The 18,936-nt window shown below is 62.2% G+C and carries 16 protein-coding genes; all 16 read left to right on the forward strand.

What is annotated here, in order from left to right; translation table 11 throughout:
• Positions 1-298 precede the first annotated feature (298 nt).
• Complete coding sequence (locus ACK41V_RS06690; RefSeq protein ID WP_409779591.1) at positions 299-1,285, forward strand: substrate-binding domain-containing protein; 987 nt, start codon at positions 299-301, stop codon at positions 1,283-1,285.
• Positions 1,286-1,758: 473 nt separating this feature from the next.
• Complete coding sequence (locus ACK41V_RS06695; protein ID WP_409779593.1) at positions 1,759-2,769, forward strand: sugar phosphate isomerase/epimerase family protein; 1,011 nt, start codon at positions 1,759-1,761, stop codon at positions 2,767-2,769.
• 57 nt (positions 2,770-2,826) lie between these two features.
• Positions 2,827-3,990: a Gfo/Idh/MocA family protein gene (locus ACK41V_RS06700; protein WP_409779595.1), complete on the forward strand. Its 1,164-nt coding sequence runs from the start codon at positions 2,827-2,829 to the stop codon at positions 3,988-3,990.
• 870 nt (positions 3,991-4,860) lie between these two features.
• Complete coding sequence (locus tag ACK41V_RS06705; protein ID WP_409779818.1) at positions 4,861-5,712, forward strand: type II secretion system protein; 852 nt, start codon at positions 4,861-4,863, stop codon at positions 5,710-5,712.
• A 22-nt stretch (positions 5,713-5,734) separates the two neighbouring features.
• Positions 5,735-6,562 (forward strand): type II secretion system protein, encoded by an 828-nt coding sequence (locus tag ACK41V_RS06710; RefSeq protein ID WP_409779598.1) that lies wholly within the window; start codon positions 5,735-5,737, stop codon positions 6,560-6,562.
• 62 nt (positions 6,563-6,624) lie between these two features.
• A complete protein-coding gene (locus tag ACK41V_RS06715) occupies positions 6,625-7,551 on the forward strand; it encodes a type II secretion system protein (protein ID WP_409779600.1) in 927 nt (308 codons plus the stop codon).
• On the forward strand, positions 7,552-8,046 hold the full coding sequence (locus ACK41V_RS06720; RefSeq protein WP_409779602.1) for a hypothetical protein: 495 nt from the start codon (positions 7,552-7,554) through the stop codon (positions 8,044-8,046).
• Positions 8,047-8,049: 3 nt separating this feature from the next.
• Positions 8,050-9,351 (forward strand): hypothetical protein, encoded by a 1,302-nt coding sequence (locus ACK41V_RS06725; RefSeq protein WP_409779605.1) that lies wholly within the window; start codon positions 8,050-8,052, stop codon positions 9,349-9,351.
• A complete protein-coding gene (locus ACK41V_RS06730) occupies positions 9,348-9,935 on the forward strand; it encodes a hypothetical protein (protein ID WP_409779608.1) in 588 nt (195 codons plus the stop codon). The genes ACK41V_RS06725 and ACK41V_RS06730 overlap by 4 nt, the downstream gene beginning before the upstream one ends.
• Before the next feature lie 244 nt (positions 9,936-10,179).
• Positions 10,180-11,847 (forward strand): pilus (MSHA type) biogenesis protein MshL, encoded by a 1,668-nt coding sequence (gene mshL / locus ACK41V_RS06735; protein WP_409779611.1) that lies wholly within the window; start codon positions 10,180-10,182, stop codon positions 11,845-11,847.
• Positions 11,844-12,818: a hypothetical protein gene (locus tag ACK41V_RS06740; protein WP_409779614.1), complete on the forward strand. Its 975-nt coding sequence runs from the start codon at positions 11,844-11,846 to the stop codon at positions 12,816-12,818. The genes mshL and ACK41V_RS06740 overlap by 4 nt, the downstream gene beginning before the upstream one ends.
• Entirely contained in the window at positions 12,818-14,386 is a 1,569-nt protein-coding gene (locus tag ACK41V_RS06745) for an ExeA family protein (RefSeq protein WP_409779617.1), read from the forward strand. Before ACK41V_RS06740 ends, ACK41V_RS06745 begins: the two co-directional genes overlap by 1 nt.
• Positions 14,370-16,115, forward strand: a complete 1,746-nt coding sequence (locus ACK41V_RS06750) for a GspE/PulE family protein (protein ID WP_409779620.1) — start codon at positions 14,370-14,372, stop codon at positions 16,113-16,115. The genes ACK41V_RS06745 and ACK41V_RS06750 overlap by 17 nt, the downstream gene beginning before the upstream one ends.
• Before the next feature lie 22 nt (positions 16,116-16,137).
• On the forward strand, positions 16,138-17,406 hold the full coding sequence (locus ACK41V_RS06755) for a type II secretion system F family protein (RefSeq protein ID WP_409779623.1): 1,269 nt from the start codon (positions 16,138-16,140) through the stop codon (positions 17,404-17,406).
• A 319-nt stretch (positions 17,407-17,725) separates the two neighbouring features.
• Complete coding sequence (locus ACK41V_RS06760) at positions 17,726-18,142, forward strand: hypothetical protein (RefSeq protein ID WP_409779626.1); 417 nt, start codon at positions 17,726-17,728, stop codon at positions 18,140-18,142.
• Positions 18,139-18,933, forward strand: coding sequence for a type II secretion system protein J (locus tag ACK41V_RS06765; RefSeq protein ID WP_409779628.1), 795 nt, complete (start codon positions 18,139-18,141; stop codon positions 18,931-18,933). The genes ACK41V_RS06760 and ACK41V_RS06765 overlap by 4 nt, the downstream gene beginning before the upstream one ends.
• Positions 18,934-18,936: the final 3 nt, after the last annotated feature.

The following is an 18,936-nucleotide window of genomic DNA, read 5'->3' on the forward strand; positions in this document are numbered from 1 at the left end:
GCCCCGCAGTGGCAGCCCTTCGACAGGCTCAGGGCGAACGGGGAGGGGGAGCGCACGGCGCTGAACTCCGACCTGTCCCCAAACCGTTCGGGCTGAGCTTGTCGAAGCCTGGGCGCACACGCCCCGTAGTGGCAGCCCTTCGACAAGCTCAGGGCGAACGGGCGAGTGGCGCAGGCCCAAGGTGCTTGCATCCGTTCCAAAGTGCTTTCACCCGTTTTTGATTTCGTCAGTGTTCCCCAGTCGGCCAGGCTTTCATGGCCATTTTCAGCAAAGCAATAGCAACAGGAGACAACGCATCATGAACAGCAAGATTTCTTCTTCCTTCACCCGCCGCCTGGCCCTCTCGGCCGTGGGTGCCGCAGCCGCACTGGCGCTGGCCGGCCCGGCCATGGCGCAGGCCAACAAGACGATCGTGGGCGTGGCCATTCCGTCGGCCACGCACGGCTTTACCGGCGGCATCGTGTACTGGGCCAACCAGGCCAAGAAGGACCTGGAGAAGGCCCACCCCGGCCTGCAGGTCATCGTCAAGACCGCAGGCGGCGCGCCCGAGCAGGCCAACCAGCTGCAGGATCTGGTCACGGTGAACAAGATCAACGCCCTAGTCATCTTCCCCTTCGAATCGGCCGCGCTGACCAAGCCCGTGGCCCAGGTCAAGGCCAAGGGCGTGTACGTGACGGTGGTGGACCGCGGCCTGACCGACACCAGCGCGCAGGACGCGTATGTGGCCGGTGACAACACGGCGTTTGGCAAGATTCCCGCCGAGTACATCGCCAAGGCGCTGGGCGGCAAGGGCAACGTGGTGGCCATGCGCGGCATTGCGACCACGCTGGACAACGAGCGCATGGACGCGTTCAACGCGGTGCTGAAGAACCACCCCGACATCAAGCTGCTGGACGCCAAGTACGCCAACTGGAACCGCGACGACGCCTTCAAGGTCATGCAGGACTACCTGACCCGCTTCCCCAAGATCGATGCCGTCTGGGCGGCCGACGATGACATGGCCGTGGGCGTGCTCAAGGCCATTGAGCAATCGAAGCGCAAGGACATCAAGCTGGTGTTCGGCGGCGCGGGTGCCAAGGGCATGATCAAAACGCTGATGGACGGCAGCAACCCGATGATCCAGGCCAACGTGTCGTACAGCCCCAAGTTCATCTACGACTCGATCAAGCTCACGGCCGAGGCGCGCATCAAGGGCGAGAAGCTGCCTGCGACGACCATCATTCCGTCGGTGTTGATCACCAAAGAAACGGCCAAGGACTTCTACTTCCCTGATTCGCCGTTCTGATGACGGAAATATGAGTCAAATTGCTGATTAAGTACATATCTCAGATGAGGGCATCAGCCTGTGCACCCGCCGCGGCGCTGGGGGTTGACTCCCTCTCCCCTCGCGGGAGAGGGTTGGGGAGAGGGGGCTGCACCCGCGCAGCGCCCGTTTCATACCCCTCTCCCCGGCCCTCTCCCACAGGGGGAGAGGGTGTGAGAGTCGTCTGAATCTGAGATAGGCGAATAATCAGGTCAAATTGGCCTCTAGCGCTTATCCAATAAGCGCCAATAGCTATCAAAAACATAGTTACTGGTGTTTGCTGGGTTTGCGGTAGGCCTTGGCTCCCAGTCCCTCTGACTGCCCCAACACCCACCACCGTTCGGGCTGAGTTTGTCGAAGCCGTGCCCCGGCCTTCGACAGGCTCAGGCTGAACGGTTGGGTAGTGCGAAGTGAATACAGACAACCCCTATCGCCTCCTTTCAACAGGACCCACCATGCCAAGACCCGTCACCCTTTTCACCGGCCAGTGGGCCGACCTGCCGCTGGCAGAACTCGCGCCGCTGGCGAAAAGCATGGGCTACGACGGCCTGGAGCTGGCCTGCTGGGGCGACCATTTCAACGTGCAGGAGGCGCTGTCGTCGCCCCAGTACGTCAAAGACAAACACGCACTGCTGGCCCAGCACGGCCTGCAGTGTTTTGCCATCGGCAACCACCTGGTGGGCCAGGCCGTGTGCGACCTGATCGACGAGCGCCACCAGTCCATCCTGCCGCCCCATGTGTGGGGCAATGGCGAGCCCGAAGGCGTGCGCCAGCGGGCCGCGAGCGAGCTGGCCGACACCGCGCGCGCCGCCGCAAAGTTTGGTGTGAAGACGGTCACGGGCTTCACGGGTTCGTCGGTGTGGCATTCGATCTACGCCTTTCCGCCCACCACGCAGGCGTACTGGGACAAGGGCTTTGCCGATTTCGCCAAGCGCTTCGGCCCCATCCTGGATGTGTTCGAGCAGCACGACATCAACTTTGCACTCGAAGTGCACCCCACCGAGATCGCGTTCGACATCGCCTCGGCCGAGCGCGCCATTGCGGCGGTGGGCGGCAACAAGCGCTTTGGCTTCAACTACGACCCCAGCCACCTGGCCTACCAGGGCGTGGACTACGTGAAGTTCATCCGCCAGTTTGCCGACCGCATCTACAACGCCCACATGAAGGACGTGTGGTGGGGCAAAGGCGACGGCACGGTGGGCACGTTTGGCGGCCACACCAGCTTTGGCGATGCCCGGCGCAACTGGGACTTTCGCAGCGTGGGGCGCGGGATGATCGATTTCGAATCCATCATCGTTGCGCTCAACGACATCGGCTACCAGGGCCCGCTCTCGGTGGAGTGGGAGGACAGCCGCATGGACCGCGTGCACGGCGCGACCGAGAGCGCGGCGTTCTGCAAGCGGCTTGATTTCAAGCCCGCTGCAGGTGCGTTCGACGCGGTGTTTGCGCGAGACAAGCAGGCCTAACCACGCCGCCTCCAGAAAACCGATAACAACAACACACAGCGAGCAAAGGCGTTTCGTATGTCCAGTCAAAGAAAGCTCCGCTACGCCATGGTGGGCGGCGGCCAGGGCGCCTTCATTGGCGCAGTGCACCGCAAGGCCATGGCGCTGGATGGCCAGTTTGAGCTGGTGGCGGGCGCGCTCTCGTCATCGCCCGAACGTGCCCGCGCATCCGGCGCCGAACTGGGCCTGGCGGATGACCGCAACCACGGCAGCTGGCAGGACCTGCTGGCCGACGAACTGCGCCGCATCCCTGAGGATCGCATCGACCTGGTCAGCATCGTCACTCCCAACCACGTGCACCACCCGGTGGCCCTGGCTTTTGTGCAGGCGGGCTTCCATGTGGTGTGCGACAAGCCCTTGGTTCACACCAGCGCGCAGGCCGACGAGCTGGTGGCCGCCGTGCAGAAGGCGGGCACCGTGTTCGGCGTGACCTACAACTACACCGGCTACCCGATGGTGCGCGAGGCCCGCCACCTGGTGCAAAGCGGCGCTTTAGGCGTGATCCGCAAGATCACCGTCGAATACAACCAGGGCTGGCTGGCCACAGCAGTGGAGCAGGGCGGCCGCAACAAACAAGCCGATTGGCGGCTGGACCCCGCGCGCAGCGGCAGCGCGGGCACCATGGGCGACATCGGATCGCACGCAGAAAACCTGGCCGCCACCGTTACCGGCATGGCGCCCGAAGCCCTGTGCGCCGACCTGACCGCCTTTGGCGCAGGCCGCCAACTGGACGACGACGCGCAGATGCTGCTGCGCTACGAAAGCGGCGCGCGCGGCTTCATCGTGGCATCGCAAGTGGCCGCGGGGCTGGAGAACGACCTGCGCCTGCAGGTCTCCGGCACGCTGGGCACCATCACCTGGCGGCAGGAGGACCCGAACCACCTCGTGCACTCGCCAGTGGACGGGCCACGCCGCATCCTCACCCGCGGCGCGCCGTGGCTCAGCCCGTCGGCCTTGCTGGCCGGGCGCATTCCCGCAGGGCACCCCGAGGCGTTCATCGAGGCCTTTGCCAACGTGTATCTGGGCGTGGCCGCCGACATTCGCGCACGCCAGGCGGGCACGTTGGCCAACCCCTTGCAGGCCGACTACCCGCGCGTGGAAGACGGCGCGCGCGGGGTGCGATTCATCGAGAAGGTGGTGGAGTCTGCTGCGTCCGAACGCAAGTGGACAGTGCTGGGGTGACGTTTGCCTGTGCAGTTGCGCGCGTAGTGCGTACTGCGTGTGCGTAGCGCAATGTTCGCAGCGCTTGGCTGCATCGGACGCAGTCAGACCCCATCAATGGCATCCATCGCACGGATGACACGCTCGCGTGGAACATCGCGCGGATGAGACCACAGGCGCGCTGCTTGAGCGTAGCTTGATCATGTTCGTGGCGACCCTTGTCGAAGCGCCGCTCGGGGATGGATCGCAACTGTTGTGGGTGCTGCTGACGCACCCACGCTGCAAGGCCACGCACTTGGTGCAGTAGCTGGCCCCGTCGACTTTTTGAACCCCTTCCAAAGCATTGGGCGGCACCAGTCCTCCCTGTTTGCGCGCGGACTCCTGTGGTTTTCAGACTGCAAATATCGATGCGGATGGCGTGCGCAAACGCTTCTTTCTCGCGGCACAAATCCCGTATACAGCACCCGCATTCAGCGCACTTTGTTGTTGTGAGGCTCGCGGAAGTTGTAGGCCGGTCAAAACATGCGGGTAAACCCTTGATTTTTCGATAGTTAAAAGATATCGAACTTTGTTGGTAATTGTTTGTTTTTGTGTATGTTGTGTCACTAATACATAAGCACTATGGATTGTGAGGCGCAGTTGCGCGATGCTTGCGCACCGTCTGAAAGAGAAAAAATTGTGGAGCGAAGCAGGAGTTTGTCGTTGATTTCATTGAAGAAATGGACTCGCTTCCACCTTTCAGTTTTGCGGCGATTTCAGTCGATTCAGGGTGTCGATGGAGGCGAACGAAGCGCTGCTGTCGTTCAATTGGTGACGCCAGTTTTCACTTGTTTACATTCGTTACGTTCAGTAGTCTTGGCGCTCACTCTTATTTCAACGCTTGAGGAAATCATGCGATCACTTTTCTCCGTCCTGCCATCTCGGCGCATGCACCGGCCCGCTAGCCCCCGAGCCGCGCAGGGTGGTTTCACCCTGGTGGAGCTGGCCGTGGTTCTGGCCGTCATCGGGCTCATCATCGGCGCCGTGGCCATCGGCAAGGATGTGCAGCGCAACGCTGAGTACACCAAGATCAAAAACAAGTTCATTGATCAGTGGGAGCAGGCTTACAACCAGTACTACCAGCGCACGGGCGTGGTGGTGGGGGATAGCCAGATTTCGCCGCGGATCATGGTCAATGGGGCGGCATACGTCGCGACTGGCACCAACCCCGTATCGGGGGGCAACATGCTCACTGCAGTCGAGCCCGCGCCGGTGTGCGCCCACGCTCCTGCGGGGAATGCGGATGTGCGCGACTCGGCAAATGCCTACGTTGCGACGACGAATGATCTTCGCTTGTACATGACGCGCGCCGGTATCCGGATGCCCCCCGGGCGTGCTGAGGGGCAGGAGGATCTGTTTGTCTACACAGATACCAATGGCGCTCCCCAAGAAATTCAGGTGTGCTTCCAGTGGAATCGGCCTAGCAGCGCGGAGGGCGCTGGCAACGTAATGGTGATTGCAGGGCTGACTCCCGATTTGGCTCGAATGCTTGACCAAATGATCGACGGAAAGCCGGATGCGCAGGAAGGGCGCTTCCGTCTGCGAAACGTTGCTAACGGTACGCCGAACGGGCCGGGCGTCGAATGGTCTGCCAACAACACGTTTGGACAAGGGGCTGCCACGCCGACCGCGACCGGTGCAGGGCAAACGCGTGATGAAGAACAGGTCATCACCCTGACCGCCATTTACAAGATGAATCAGTGAATCAGGGCGAGGAATCAACATCATGAAGCAAGCATTCAAGCTCCCTGCACGCCGTATGCAAGCGCTGCGTCAAAAGGGTTTCACACTGGTTGAACTGGCGGTTGTGCTGGCCGTCATCGGCCTCATCATTGGCGCCGTTGCCATCGGTAAGGACGTTCAGCGCAACGCTGAATACACCAAGGTCAAGAACAAGTTCATCGACCAGTGGGAGCAGGCGTACAACCAGTACTACCAGCGCGCGGGCGTGGTCATCGGTGATAACCAGACCGCTCCACAAAACATGGTCAACGGTGAAGGACTGCCGTTAAACACGCGCTCAGGTCGCAATATGACCGGATTTACCCCCCCTGGGGCTGTGTGTGACAAGGCGCTCGGCCGGGGCATGGCAGTTCGGACTGGGGACCGTACGGACCTGCGGACTTTGATGACCCGTGTGGGCGTTCGCATGCCACCGGGTCGTGCCGAAGGTCTGGAGGACCGCTATGTCTATCTGGACACCAACGGCAATCCACAGGAGATCCAGGTTTGTTTCCAGTGGAACGTCCCGTTGGCGGACAACTCCCCAGCTAACGCAGTGGGCGAAGGTTCAGGCAACGTGATGATCATCACGGGACTCACCCCCGATCTGGCCCGCTCGCTGGACCAGATGATCGACGGAAAACCCGATGAGCGTGAAGGCCGCTTCCGTCGTCAGGGGGTCCTCAACAACGCCGGTGGAGCTGTCAATGCGCCGGGGCAGGAGTGGAATCTCACTAATCGCGATTCCATTGACCCTGCCCACGCCCCGGGCCGCAGCTTTGACGAAGACCAAGTGGCCATCGTCACCGCGATCTACAAGATGAACCAGTAACTGGTCTCCATCCATATTTCATACCGTACCCCATCCGTATCGACTCATCGCCGGAGATTTTTATGCCCAAATCCAATTCATTTCGCAGGCTTGGCCGCAAGGTCCAGCAAGGCTTCACGCTGGTAGAGCTGGCCATCGTGCTGGCCGTCATTGGTCTCATCATCGGGGCCGTGGCCATTGCCAAGGATGTTCAGCGCAACGCCGAATACCAAAAGGCCGTGAACAAGTTTGCCTACCAGTGGAAGATGTCTTACGACCAGTATTACCAACGCGCTGGCGTGGTGGTGGGCGACTGCCAGCAGGCGCCGACGTATATGGTCAATGGGTCGGAGACCCAGATTCCGGCGGGCACTGATGCCTGCACACGGGCAGGGTCGATGGCGGTTGCGGGTATTCCCGAAAATTTTGCGAACCGGGGGCTGAAGATTTGCAGCGGTCAGGGCTACTCTGCAGGCCAGGCTGGCGTGGGTGATGCCGCTTTGGCCACGCAGAACCTGCGCACCATCATGACCCGCACCGGTGTACGCATGCCGCCAGGCCGCGGCGAAGGGCATGAAGACCGTTTTCTGTACATCGACTCGAACGGGAATGCCGTTGAGATGCAGGTGTGCTTTCAATGGAATACGTCCGGTACCGCCAGCGGTGCGGGCAACGTGATGGTGATTCGGGGTCTTACCCCTGACCTGGCCCGTTTTATGGACCAGGTGATTGATGGCAAGCCCGATTCGCGCGAAGGCCGCTTCCGTATCCAGAGCCGTCCTGCCCACACTGCCGCGACTGACGCCAATGCGCCTGGCAATCAATGGGAAGCCAACAACACCGAAGGCAACAACATCGCGAACACGGCGGCCAATAGCGCCATGAACAACAGCGATGCGCGCCAGCCAGTGATCAACAACAGTGGCAACGCAGGTGGGACCGCCACCGGACGGACCTTCGACGAAGACCGCGTCATCCTGCTGACCGCCCACTGGACGATGGAGCAGTAATTGAACGCCACCCGCACGCTCAAGCTGGTACTCCTGGCGCTGGCCACTGCCCTGTTGGGCGGCGGCGCCTGGATGGCGCACAAGGGGCTCAAGCAACTGGCTTGGGAGCGCCAGCAATTTGCGCAACTGCAATTGGGGCTGGACAACGCCCGTCGCCTGATCCCCGAAGTGCAGCAGCGTGAGCAGCTGGTGCGTTCGATCAAGGAAGTGGCAGCGCAGGTGGACCGCATGGGCTTTGATCCGTCGCAATGGGGTGAGCGCAGGCTGCGCCGCGCCCAAGGGCCGGCTACCCGTGCAGAGGCAGCCCAGTTTCTGGGTGAGCTGGGGCGGGGCGGGGCGGGGCAGATTTTTGTAGCCGATGTGTTTGACATCGCCACGGTCTCTTCGGATGCCAGTCTCTTTCATCCTCCGCTACCGGGCGACCAGGGGCTGACGCTCGGTGTCACCGGCACGCTGCATTTCCAGACGGTGTCTGTCTCTCAATCGCCCAGGTGACCCATGAGCGCTGAACATGTTTATCGCGTAGCCAACTCCGGATGGCTTCACTGCCACGGCCACCAGGCGCAGGAAGTGCCCGCATGGCCCCGGCTGACGCACAGTGCGCTGGTGGTGCTGGATCTGGACGATGTCTTTACAGACGTATGGCGCTTTGAAGGCAAGGCCGACTACGCGCCAGCTTTGATTGAAAAGCGCGTGAGGACCCAGGGCCTGGTCGATGGGGCCGCCCATGTGGTGGTGCACCGTTTGGTCAAGTTGCCCGGTGGATTTCAGGTGTTCTTCTCTGCAATCTCGCTGGAGTTGTGGCAGCGTTGCACGGAGTGGGCCAAGGAGCAAGCCGACCACTGCCTGGTCATGATGGCCCCAGGTCTGCTGTGCCACGACGTGAGTTCTGGCAACGCGCGGTTGATGTTGTCTCAGCGTCGGTTGCTGAGTTTTGTGCACACCGAAGAGGGCATGGTTTTTGGTTCGACGCAGGCCCTGGGGTCAGGTCAATCGGCCATGGCCAGTGCCGCTCAGGTGTTGACGGCCAACCAGACCGCGCTTTTGACACGATTGGGCGCGGACGCCGTGGAGTGGGGCACGTTGTGGTCTACCCAGGCTGCCGACGTTGACACCTGCTTGACGGCGCTGCGCAGTGTGCTGGGTGGTACGCCGGTGGTAATGCCCGCGCAAGAGCTGGCCCTGGTGGGTGAGCGTGTGCAGACCGTGATGCCAGCGCTGGCGCGCCAAGCGGCAGGGCGCCACGCACTCAATCCATTGGTGGAAACAGTGGCTTGGCGCGCCGAGCGCTGGGTGGCCCCTATCACGGTGGTGACTGCCCTGGTGGGCTTGGTGCTGGCGATTGTTGGCGTGCTGGTGGGTCAGATGGCCGAACAGCAGCGGTCCGCTGGGTTGAACCAACAATCCGAACTGACGGTTTTGCAAGATCGCATTCAGGCAGTCTCTACGGTAGAGGCGCCACAAAAACTGCTTCCGGTGGCAGAGTTTTCGCGCACGTTGGATGAAGGCGCCCGGCATGACCCGGTGGCTTTCATGGCGTTGCTGAAGGCGTCGGCGGGCAACGATATTCGCATTCAGCGGGTACGTCTGGAATCTGCCACGGGGCTGGCGCGCATCAGGGCGTTTCGGGTGGATGGCGTGATTGCTCCGGGCGCATCGGCTTCGGTCACGCGTTGGGTGTCCGCGATGACAGCTGCTGGCTGGAAGCTCAAAGCCGTGGACCCCACCTACACCGTGCCCGGCGCCTTCTCATATGAGCTGGTTGCAACGGCAACAGCCGCAGGAAATGTGAAACCATGAAATACGCCGCCTTGCTTCTGAACGGCCTTGCCATTCTTCTACTGGGATGGGGGCTGTACGGGGTGTTCCAGTTGACGCAGGCGCGCACGCCATCGGTGCGCCCACTGGCGATGGAACTCTCACCTCTGCCCTTGGCCCTGCGCAATGACCAGGCGCGTGTGGTGGATGCCTTTGGCGCCATGTCACGCATCCAGACCCAGACGGCCAGCGCGGGTACCGATCCGCAAAGATTGATTGCATTGCCTGTGCCCGGTAGCGATGTTGTCGGCAGCGTGCAGATGCCGCGCCGCTCGCTGTCGGTGCACCTGGACAACCTGGGCGCTGAGACGCAGTCGGTCGTCATTGATGGACACCTGGCGCGCCAGGGTACGCGCCTGGATGGCGGTGGGCGTGTTGTTCGGGTGCGGCCCAACGAGGCGGTGTTGACGGAGCGCCTGGGGCGCCAGACGCTGGTATTGCCTACGGATGAGATGCGGGTAGGGACGCTGCGCTGGCCCGACGGCTCGCTGGCAAGTATCAACACCCAGGAATTCCGCACAGGACTGCCGGGCGGCCAACCGGGTCCCATCAAGGTCTTGCCATGAAGCAGGTGCTTTGCGCCGAAGGAGGGCAGGCTGCCATCGGCCTCCTTGCAGTACCGCACCCAGGTTTCCTCATGAAATTTCAAAGAATCACGCTAGTAGCGCCAAGGACAGCGATATGAACAATCCTCCGTTTTTCAAGCCTCTTGCGCTGGTATGTGCCGTTTTGGTGCTGACTGGTTGTGCGGGTCAACCACCTCGCAGTGCGTCCAGCCTCCCGCCTCCCGATACGGCGGCTGCGGACCAGATGCGTGAGCACGCAGCGCAAGAGTCGCAACGGCTTCTGGCCCACCAGCAAATGCTGCTGGCCGAGATGACCAAATCGGCTCCGCCGCCTGTCATTGCCCCCATGGCGCCGGTTTTTGATCCTCTTGAAGGCAAGTTGATCAACGTGGCGATGTCCAAGGCCAGCATCAGCCAGATCCTGAGCGCATTTGCCGACGCAGGAAATCTGAACCTGATCGTAGACCCCAACGTTCTGAAAGGCGGGCAACTGGCGGACATGCATTTGCGCCAGGTGACCTTGCGCGAAGGCTTCAACGAGGTGCTGCGCACTTATGACGTGTCGGGCGAATTCCGCGGCAACACCTTGCGGGTGAATTTGACGGAAGAAAAGTTCTTTGCGCTGAACTTTCTGAACACCAAGACCAGCATTCAAATGGGTTCTGGCGGCAATGTGTTTGGCAGCAGCAACTCGGGCGGAAGCGGCGGGGGCAGCAGCGGTGGTGGCGGTGGATCAGGTGCCCAACAGGGCAGTCTGACGATGTCGGGCTCGGGCGGCTCTAACACCGACCCCTATCTTGAGCTGGAAAGCGCGCTCAAGTCGGTGCTGGGCGACAGCAACCAGGACCGTGCCGCCCAGCAGCAGGCGATGATGCAGCAACAAAATTTGAGCATGTCGACGCCCGGCGCTACGCTACCCACGTGGCCAGGTGCTCCAGCACCCAGCAGGCCTGCCCCCTTGCCCCAGGCGCCCTTGGCCACGATGGGCGACGACAGCGGCTTCACGTTGAACAAGATGACGGGCACGCTGTATGTGAAGGCGCGGCCTTCCAAAATGCGCGCCGTGGAAAAAATGCTGGCCCAGGTGCACAAGGTGCTGGGCAAGCAGGTGTACGTCGAGGCGCAACTGATCGACGTACAACTTTCAGACAACTTCGAGTTTGGTGTGGACTGGACCAGCCTGCGCAGCCGTCTGGCCGCGGGTTTTGGTTCATCGCCGATGCAGCTTGGCGGCAGCTCTGGCCTGCTGCCCAACGCGGCGTCGGGTTACCCGGCGCGCGCTATCTCGATTCCTGCCGCTCTCATTGGCAGCGTTGCGGGGCCTGCGTTGGGGATGTCTTACCAGGGCAGCAACTATGGGGTCGTGATCAACGCGTTGCGTTCGTTTGGCAACCTGAAAGTGCTGTCCAACCCCAACGTGCAGGTGCGCAACGGAACGCCCGCTTTGCTGTCGGTGGGGACCAGTTCGCGTTATGTCTCCCAGTCGGCGTCCACACAGACTGTTCCGGGCGGCGGGGCTTCCACCACGTCGTCCAGCGTGCAGACCGACACTGTGTTTTCCGGGGTCATGGTCGGTGTGCTTCCGATGGTGCGCGATGACGGCCGTATCGAGCTGCTGCTCAACCCGATGCAGAGCGATGTAGACCCTGCCAGCCTGCAACTGGTGTCCGTGGGCGGTGACAACCTGGTGTCGTTGCCCAAGGTCAGCTACAAGGGCCTGACGACCACGCTGAATGTGGGCGATGGCGATGTGGTGGTGGTGGGTGGGTTGATTGACCAGCGCTCGTCCAGCAACGACCGCGGCGCACCGGGTGTTTCGGATGTTCCATTGCTGGGCAAGCTGTTTGGCAATGAGAACAAGGTGCACGGCAGCCGAGAGCTGGTGATCGTTTTGCGGGTGCGTGTGCTATGAGCCTCATCCACGACGCGCTGAAGTCCATGGATGCGCCACAACAAGACCCCAAGCTGGTGCTGGCGCGCGCCCCAGTGGCGGTGGCGCGCCGTCGTCCAGCATGGCTGGATGCCGCGTTGGCGTTTTTCATCGTGCTGGGTGCGGGCGTAGTGGGCTGGCTGGTGTGGCAAAGCCAGATGAAACCCAAGCGAGACCTGACGCCCGTTGCTGTGGCGCCCGTCAGTGCTGCGCCTCAGCCTGTGGCTGCGCCCATGCCGCTTGCCTCGCCTCCTCCATCAGACGTGTTGCAGCCTGCAGTGGCGATGCCTGCTGTGGCAACACCCGTGGTGGCAGACGTCGGCGGAGCTGCGCCAGTGGCCCCACCTGCCGCGCCGCAGGTTGCTGTGGCCACCAACGTGGTGTTGCAGTCTCCTTCTCTTGCTAGCACGTCGTTGCCTGCAGCGCCCAAAGTTTCGGCACCAAGCCTGGTTGCAGCAAATGCGCAGGCTGGGTCTGCGCCCGCGATGCAAGAATCGCCCCGACTGGCGCCGCAGCGTCAAGCGCGCTCCAGCAGGCCCGCTCCTGCTGCGGTGGCGCCGATGCCTGTCGCTGCGCCCGCAGTGGATGACACCCCGGTAGAACTGCGTTTTGCCCGTTTTGTTGCCGCCATGAAAGAAGGCCGTGGCGCCGATGCAGAACGTGAACTGGCCGCCCTGAAAGAGCGTTTGCCAGCGGGGTCGTTGGGTCTGCTGCGTGCGCAGGCCTGGTTTGATCTGCGTGCCGGTCGTGATGCGGCTGCAGCCGATGGATACCGTGCCATTCTTGAACGCATGTTGGGTGACGAAGAGGCGGCTATCAATCTGGCCAGCATCCAGGCACGCCAGCAAAAGCCCGAGGAAGCACGGGCGACCCTGGACGCAGCATTGCGTCTGCGGCCCGACTCTGCCGCGTTGCGCGCGGCCTTGGGCCAGTTCACTCCGGCGGCGCGGTAATGACAGCCAGCTCCCTCTATGCAACGCTGGGTTTGTCGCGCAACCCATTTCCTCCCACGCCAGATGCGGGATCGTATTTCTTTACGCCCCGCCTGGAAGAGGACTTTGCCGAGATCGTCCATTGCATTGAAGCCCGCAAAGGCTTTGTATTGCTGACGGGCGAAGTGGGGCTGGGCAAAAGCACGCTGGTGCGCCGCTTGCTGGACACGCTGCAAGACAAGAACTGCCATTCCGCATTGATCTTGAACACCTTCTTGCAAGACAGCGCGTTGCTGTCAGCGATTCAGGCTGACTTTGGCTTGCCGCCCACGGACTCTGTGGACCAGGGTTTGGCGCACCTTACCGAATTTCTGATCGCCAAGCACCAGGCCGGTGACATCAACCTGCTGGTCATTGACGATGCACAGAACCTGAGCGTCGAGTCTCTGGAGCTGGTGCGATTGCTGTGCAATCTGGAAACAGGTCAGGAAAAGTTGTTGCAGATTTTGCTGGTGGGCCAGCCCGAACTGGAGCAGACGCTGGCAACGCCAGAATTGCGACAGCTCAAGAGCCGCATCATCAAACATGCACGCCTGAGTGGTCTGCACAGGGACGAGGTCGCCCGCTATTTCGACTTTCGGGTCAATGCCGCGGGTGCTGAAGGGCGCCTGTCGTTGGAGCCCGCGGCTGCAGACATCCTGCACCGCACCACGGAAGGCAACCTTCGCCGCATTCATCTGGTGTTGGACCGCTGCCTCTACGGATTAGCGAGCACCCGCGCATCGGTGGTGACTGCCGCGCTGGTGCAGCGTGCCGTGGCCGACTTGCCTGCCCTGGGTGACGAGGCGGTTGCGCAAGCGTCTGCCCTTGCGGGGTCGCGCCATCGCAAAGCCTGGATCATTGCAGGCCTGCTGGCAGGCACCAGCGCCACCGTCGCCGTGGCAGGTTTTGGCCTGGTGTCCCAACAACAGATCAGTCCGCCGGTAGTGTCTGTGGATGCGGTAGTTGCTGCCGCACCGGCATTGCCCGGTCCAACTTCTGCCGCTGTGACTGGGCTCGTTGCCGCGTCTTCACCTGCCGTGGGGATGGTTTCCTCTTCCGGTGGCGCCGCTCCTGATGCTGCGGCTGCTGTGACTGCGCCAACCGCTGCAACTGCAACGCCAAGCGCCACGGCGCAGCCCGAAGCTGCGCCGATGTCGCCCCGCCGTGTGTGTGAAAGCCGGCTGGAGGCCGTCGCCACGGCAGACGAAACCTTGCACGTGCAGCGTCTGCCGGATGGCATCGCCGACTCCATAAAGTCTTCTGCTCGCCTGTGCCGATTTGCAGTGGGCAAGGAGTCGTGGGTGGTGTGGCTGGGCCGCAATGACGCGCGACATATCGTTGCCGCACAACAGGCCACCCGCAAGGTGCAGGGAAAACTCAAAAGCATGGGCTTGCTGGATACCCGAGAGCCGGATGACGGCTTTTTTGGTTCGAAGACTGGAGAGGCGTTCGCTCGCTTTCAACAGCAGCACGGTTTGGCCGCCACGGGCAAACCCGACGAACTGACTTTCTTACTTCTGGAGCATCAGGATGCATCCCCCCGCTGAAATTTTGCTGGAGGCCTCGGGCCAGTTGCTGCCGTCGGGTGCCTTGGCTGCCGACCGCCTTGCTGTGTTGAGAGACAAGAGCCCCTCGCTCGGAGCTGCATTGGTCAACGCGGGCCTGGTGTCGGCCGTGGCGATCGACTATGTGCTGCAAAAGCAGAAGATCGAGAAGGTGCCCATGGGCAATCTTCTGGTCGAGCTTGGTTTTGCGAGCGCCAATGAAGTGGCTCGTCAGCTGGCGGGGCAACGCGGCCTGCGCTTTGTCAATGCCGCAGAAATGCCTGAGCCCGACACCGCTGTGGCGGGGATCTTCAATCGGTCGTTGTGCCTTACCTATGGGTTCCTGCCCGTTCGGGAAAACGAAGAAGGCCTGATCGAAGTGGTGCTGGGCGATGCCCAGCCAGATGCCGTAACCGAACTGGTGCAGCGCAAGCTGGGCAAGGGGTGCCACTTCTTTCAGGGCGAATTCGACAGCGTGGCCCAGGCCATTCAGCAGCACTATTATTTTGCAGAGCACCCTCCGGCACGGCTGATCGAGAGCGAGGTCCGCAAGCTGGAGGCCGACATCGACCGCGCCTACAGCCCCGCGCGGCTTCTGGAGCACATGCTGCATCTGGCGGTGCGTGAGCGAGCCACCGACATTCACCTGGCGCCCACCGCCCGCAGCCGCTCGGTGCTGCTGCGCGTGGACGGCGTGCTGCGGCCTGTGTTCGCACTGTCGCCCGCGCTGGACCGCCTGGTGGTGTACGTCAAGCTCCAGGCCGATATGGATGCCAGCGAGCAACGCTTGCCGCAGGACGGCAGCTTTACGGCGCAGGTGATGGAGCACAACTACACCATGCGCGTGTCCACCCTGATTTCCGAGTTTGGTGAGCGCATGGTGCTGCGCCTGCTGCCAGAACGCAGCAACCTTGACAAGCTGGCCGATCTGGGCTTTCTGGAGGAGGATGTCGCGGTCATGGCCAAGGCGTTTTCACGTCCGCACGGGCTGATTCTGATCACCGGGCCCACCGGTTCCGGCAAGAGCACCACGCTGCATGCAGCGCTGCGCATGCAGCCGCTGATTGAGCGCAACGTGCTCACGGTGGAAGACCCGGTTGAGTACCGGGTGCCGGTGGCCTGCCAGACAGAAGTCAACCGCCGCGCGGGTTATGAGTTTGCCAACGCCATGCGGCACTTTCTGCGGCATGACCCGGACATCATTCTGGTGGGGGAAATTCGCGACTCCGAAACGGCGCGGGCCGCGCTGGATGCGTCTTCCACCGGGCATCTGGTGCTCTCCACCCTGCACGTCGGCAGTATCTTTGGCGTCATGCCGCGGTTGAAACTGCTGGGCGTTGATGCCGAAACGATTGGCGAAAACCTGGTGGCCGTCATCAACCAGCGTCTGGTACGGCGCATTTGCCCGCACTGCGCCAAGCCGCGTCTGGCGACGGACGATGAGCGACGCTGGCTGGGGCAGGCCAACTCAGCAGAGACCTTGCAGGTTTTCCATGGCGCAGGCTGCCACCATTGCCGTGATACCGGTTATCTGGGGCGGCTGCCGGTGTACGAAATGCTGGTGGTCAACCGCGATCTGGCCGATGCCATTGCGTCGGATGCAACCCGTGCCGAGATGCGCCAGCGCGCGCTGGCGGCAGGCATGCGACCTATCCTGACACTGGCCCGCCATCGCGTGCTGGCGGGGGAGACCACCATGGAAGAAATCCTGCGCACGGTGGGCGAGGACTGAGCCTTTTTGGCAGAACCACTCCATGGCCAATCTCAATACTTACTACTACCGGGTGCTGCTCCCGCACGGCGCCGTCAGGTCCGGCCTGCTGCGGCTGGCGGTCAAGCGCGACCTGTCTGCCCGCCTGCGCCTCGAATCGGACACCGACGGAACGGTGATCGGCTTGTGGCGTTTTCCGGCATGGCTGGCGGTGGTTGCCGATGTGTTGACGCACCTGTTTCGCAAGCAGGTGCGCAGCGAAGATCTGGCCGGTTTCCTGCGCGACCTTGGCTTGATGATGCGCGCTGGCGTGCCCGCGCTGGATGCGCTGGCGACACTGGTGGACGAAAGCAACAGCGTGGGCAACCGGGCCATGGCGGCCGTGGCGCGCAACATGCTGGACGACCTGAACGCCGGGGTGGGCATGACAGAGGCGTTTAACCGCCATCCCAATGTGTTCCCTGAAACCGTGCGCAACCTCATTTCCATTGGCGACCAGACAGGTACGCTGGACCGGATGCTGGGCGAGGCCGCCGAGCACGTCGAACGCATGATCAACATCCGGCGCGACATCAAGACCGCGCTCATCTATCCCGCTTTTGTGTTTGCCACCATCATTGGCGTGGCAATCTTCTGGATCTACTACGTGGTGCCCAGCATGGCGCGCCTGTTCAAGCAGTTGCAGGCCAAACTGCCGCCCATTACCGAGGGGTTGGTGGCGTTTGCCAACCTGCTTTCCACCCATCTGCCTTGGGTGCTGCTGGTCACGGCCATCGTGGTGATCGTGGGCGCTATCGCGTTCAAACGGTCCGAGCGGTTCCAGCTGACCACTTACCGCGTTTTGCACCGCTTGCCTATCGTCCGCACCTTGCTGGTGTCCTCGGGAATGGCCCACATCACCGAGCATCTTTCGATTCTGGTGCGGGCAGGGGTAGACCTTGTATCGAGCCTGCGCATCCTCGGCCGGGCGACCAAGAACCGCTACTACCGCAGCAGACTGATCCAGGTGGCTGAGTCGGTGTCTCGCGGGGAATCGGTGTCTTCTTCGATGCGACGCGTTGGGGGCTTTCCTGCAATGGCGGTGCGCATGATTTCCGTGGGGGAGGAATCGGGCAGCTTGGACCAACAACTGTCGCATCTGGCCGCTGACTACCGCAAGCGCCTGGAGGTGCTCGTCAAGTCGTTGGCGGAAATCCTCAAGCCCTTGATCATTCTGGTGGCGGGTGGACTGTTTCTTTTCTTGATCGTTGCCTTGTTGTTGCCTGTCTACGACCTCGTTCGGCAGTCGGTAACGCAGACGATGGGAGGGTGACGGTGATGCTGTTGTTGCCCTGCCAGCCGCTGCCCTACAGAGTCCGACGCGTATTGCCCGCGGCAATGGGTATGCCCCTGCTCCGTTTTTTTGAGGTCTGCCCGAACTGTCGGGCAGGACAGTGATGCGCAAGGGTGTATGGATCGGCGGCGCCTTGGGCCTGCTGGTGTTGGTCGTGCTTGGTATCGCGAGGTCGGTGTGGCAAAGAGCCGATTCCGGCTTGACGGCGCCTCACGCCACAGCTGGCGTGCAGCGTCCCGCAAGGGCTCCGTCCACCTCGCCGGTGGCCCCTCTGCCAGACAGGGCTCAAGCGCCGGGCATGGCTTCAGGTCAGATGCAGCCGGATGCGCACGCTTCGGCTGCAGCAATCAATTCTTCTGAACGTCGCGCGCGTTTGTCTGCGGTTCGTGCTGAGCTGTCAGCCATCATGGCCAAGGGCTCGCAGGCATCCCCTGCGCAGGTCCAAAAACTGCTGGACGAATTGGAGGTGCTTTCGCAGGGCTCGTTTGATCCGCGCTACTTCCAAGCACTGCGCGACATGCTCGAAGGCAGTGGCAAGGTGCAAGACCTCAACCGTGAATTGCAAGGCTTGGCCAGTAGCACCGCCCCGAAGGACGTGGTACGCAGGGAGACTATCTTGGTGGAGTTGCGTGTTCTCAGCGCGCGCATTGGCGCGGCTGCCACCGACCTTCAGACCTATGCGCGCAAGCCCACAGCACAAGGTAAGGCGCCATGAACGCCATTTTTTCCCGCAAAAGCCAAGGCCAACGCTCTGTACGGGCGCACCAATTGGGTCTGTCGCTGCTGGAGGTTGCCATCGCACTGGTGGTGGCTGGCCTGCTGTCGTGGGCATCGTTCAGCGCCTACGAAACAGTGACTTCGCAGCAGGAGGTTGAACGGGGCCGTGCAGAGGGCCAGCAGTTGCAATCCATCCTGCGCGCTTTCGCGTTGCGGCATGGCCGCCTTCCATGCCCCGACGTGGGCGTGGCGGCCAGCGGCTACGAGTCCTTGGCGGGCCTGGACTGCGCGGCTGGAAATCAGCTGGGCTGGTTCCCGTATGTGAGCTTGGGCCTGCAGATACCGGAGGAAGCGCTGCGTGCGCGTTATGCGGTGTTTCGCGCACGAAGAGATGACAACCGGTTGCTGGATGCCGACCTGGCCGTGTCCCTGGAGCGCACCGGCGATGTGGAGAGTCAAGAAAACTTCAACGATGTGACAGACCTGATTGTCGGGCTGAACAACGCTTCAGCCTTGTCTGTGGCAACCACTCGCCCGCACCTGACGGGTGATGCAGGGGCTGCCGGGGCCATCAACTGCACCACCAATGTGGTCATGGCCGTTGCCTACTGGGTGGTGGTGCCGCTGAAGGACGCTGACAACGACGGCAATCGCCTTGATGCGCCCCATGCCAGCACCAGCCTGTGTGCCGCTGGGCCTTCGGCACCGCTTCGGTTCGGCGCGGACGATGTGGTGGTGGCGGAGTCGCCCGCGCAACTGGCTGGCTGGCTGCGCCAGAGTCTTCCCTAGTGG

It is taken from the genome of Acidovorax sp., assembly GCF_046291265.1.
Lineage (GTDB): Bacteria > Pseudomonadota > Gammaproteobacteria > Burkholderiales > Burkholderiaceae_C > Acidovorax.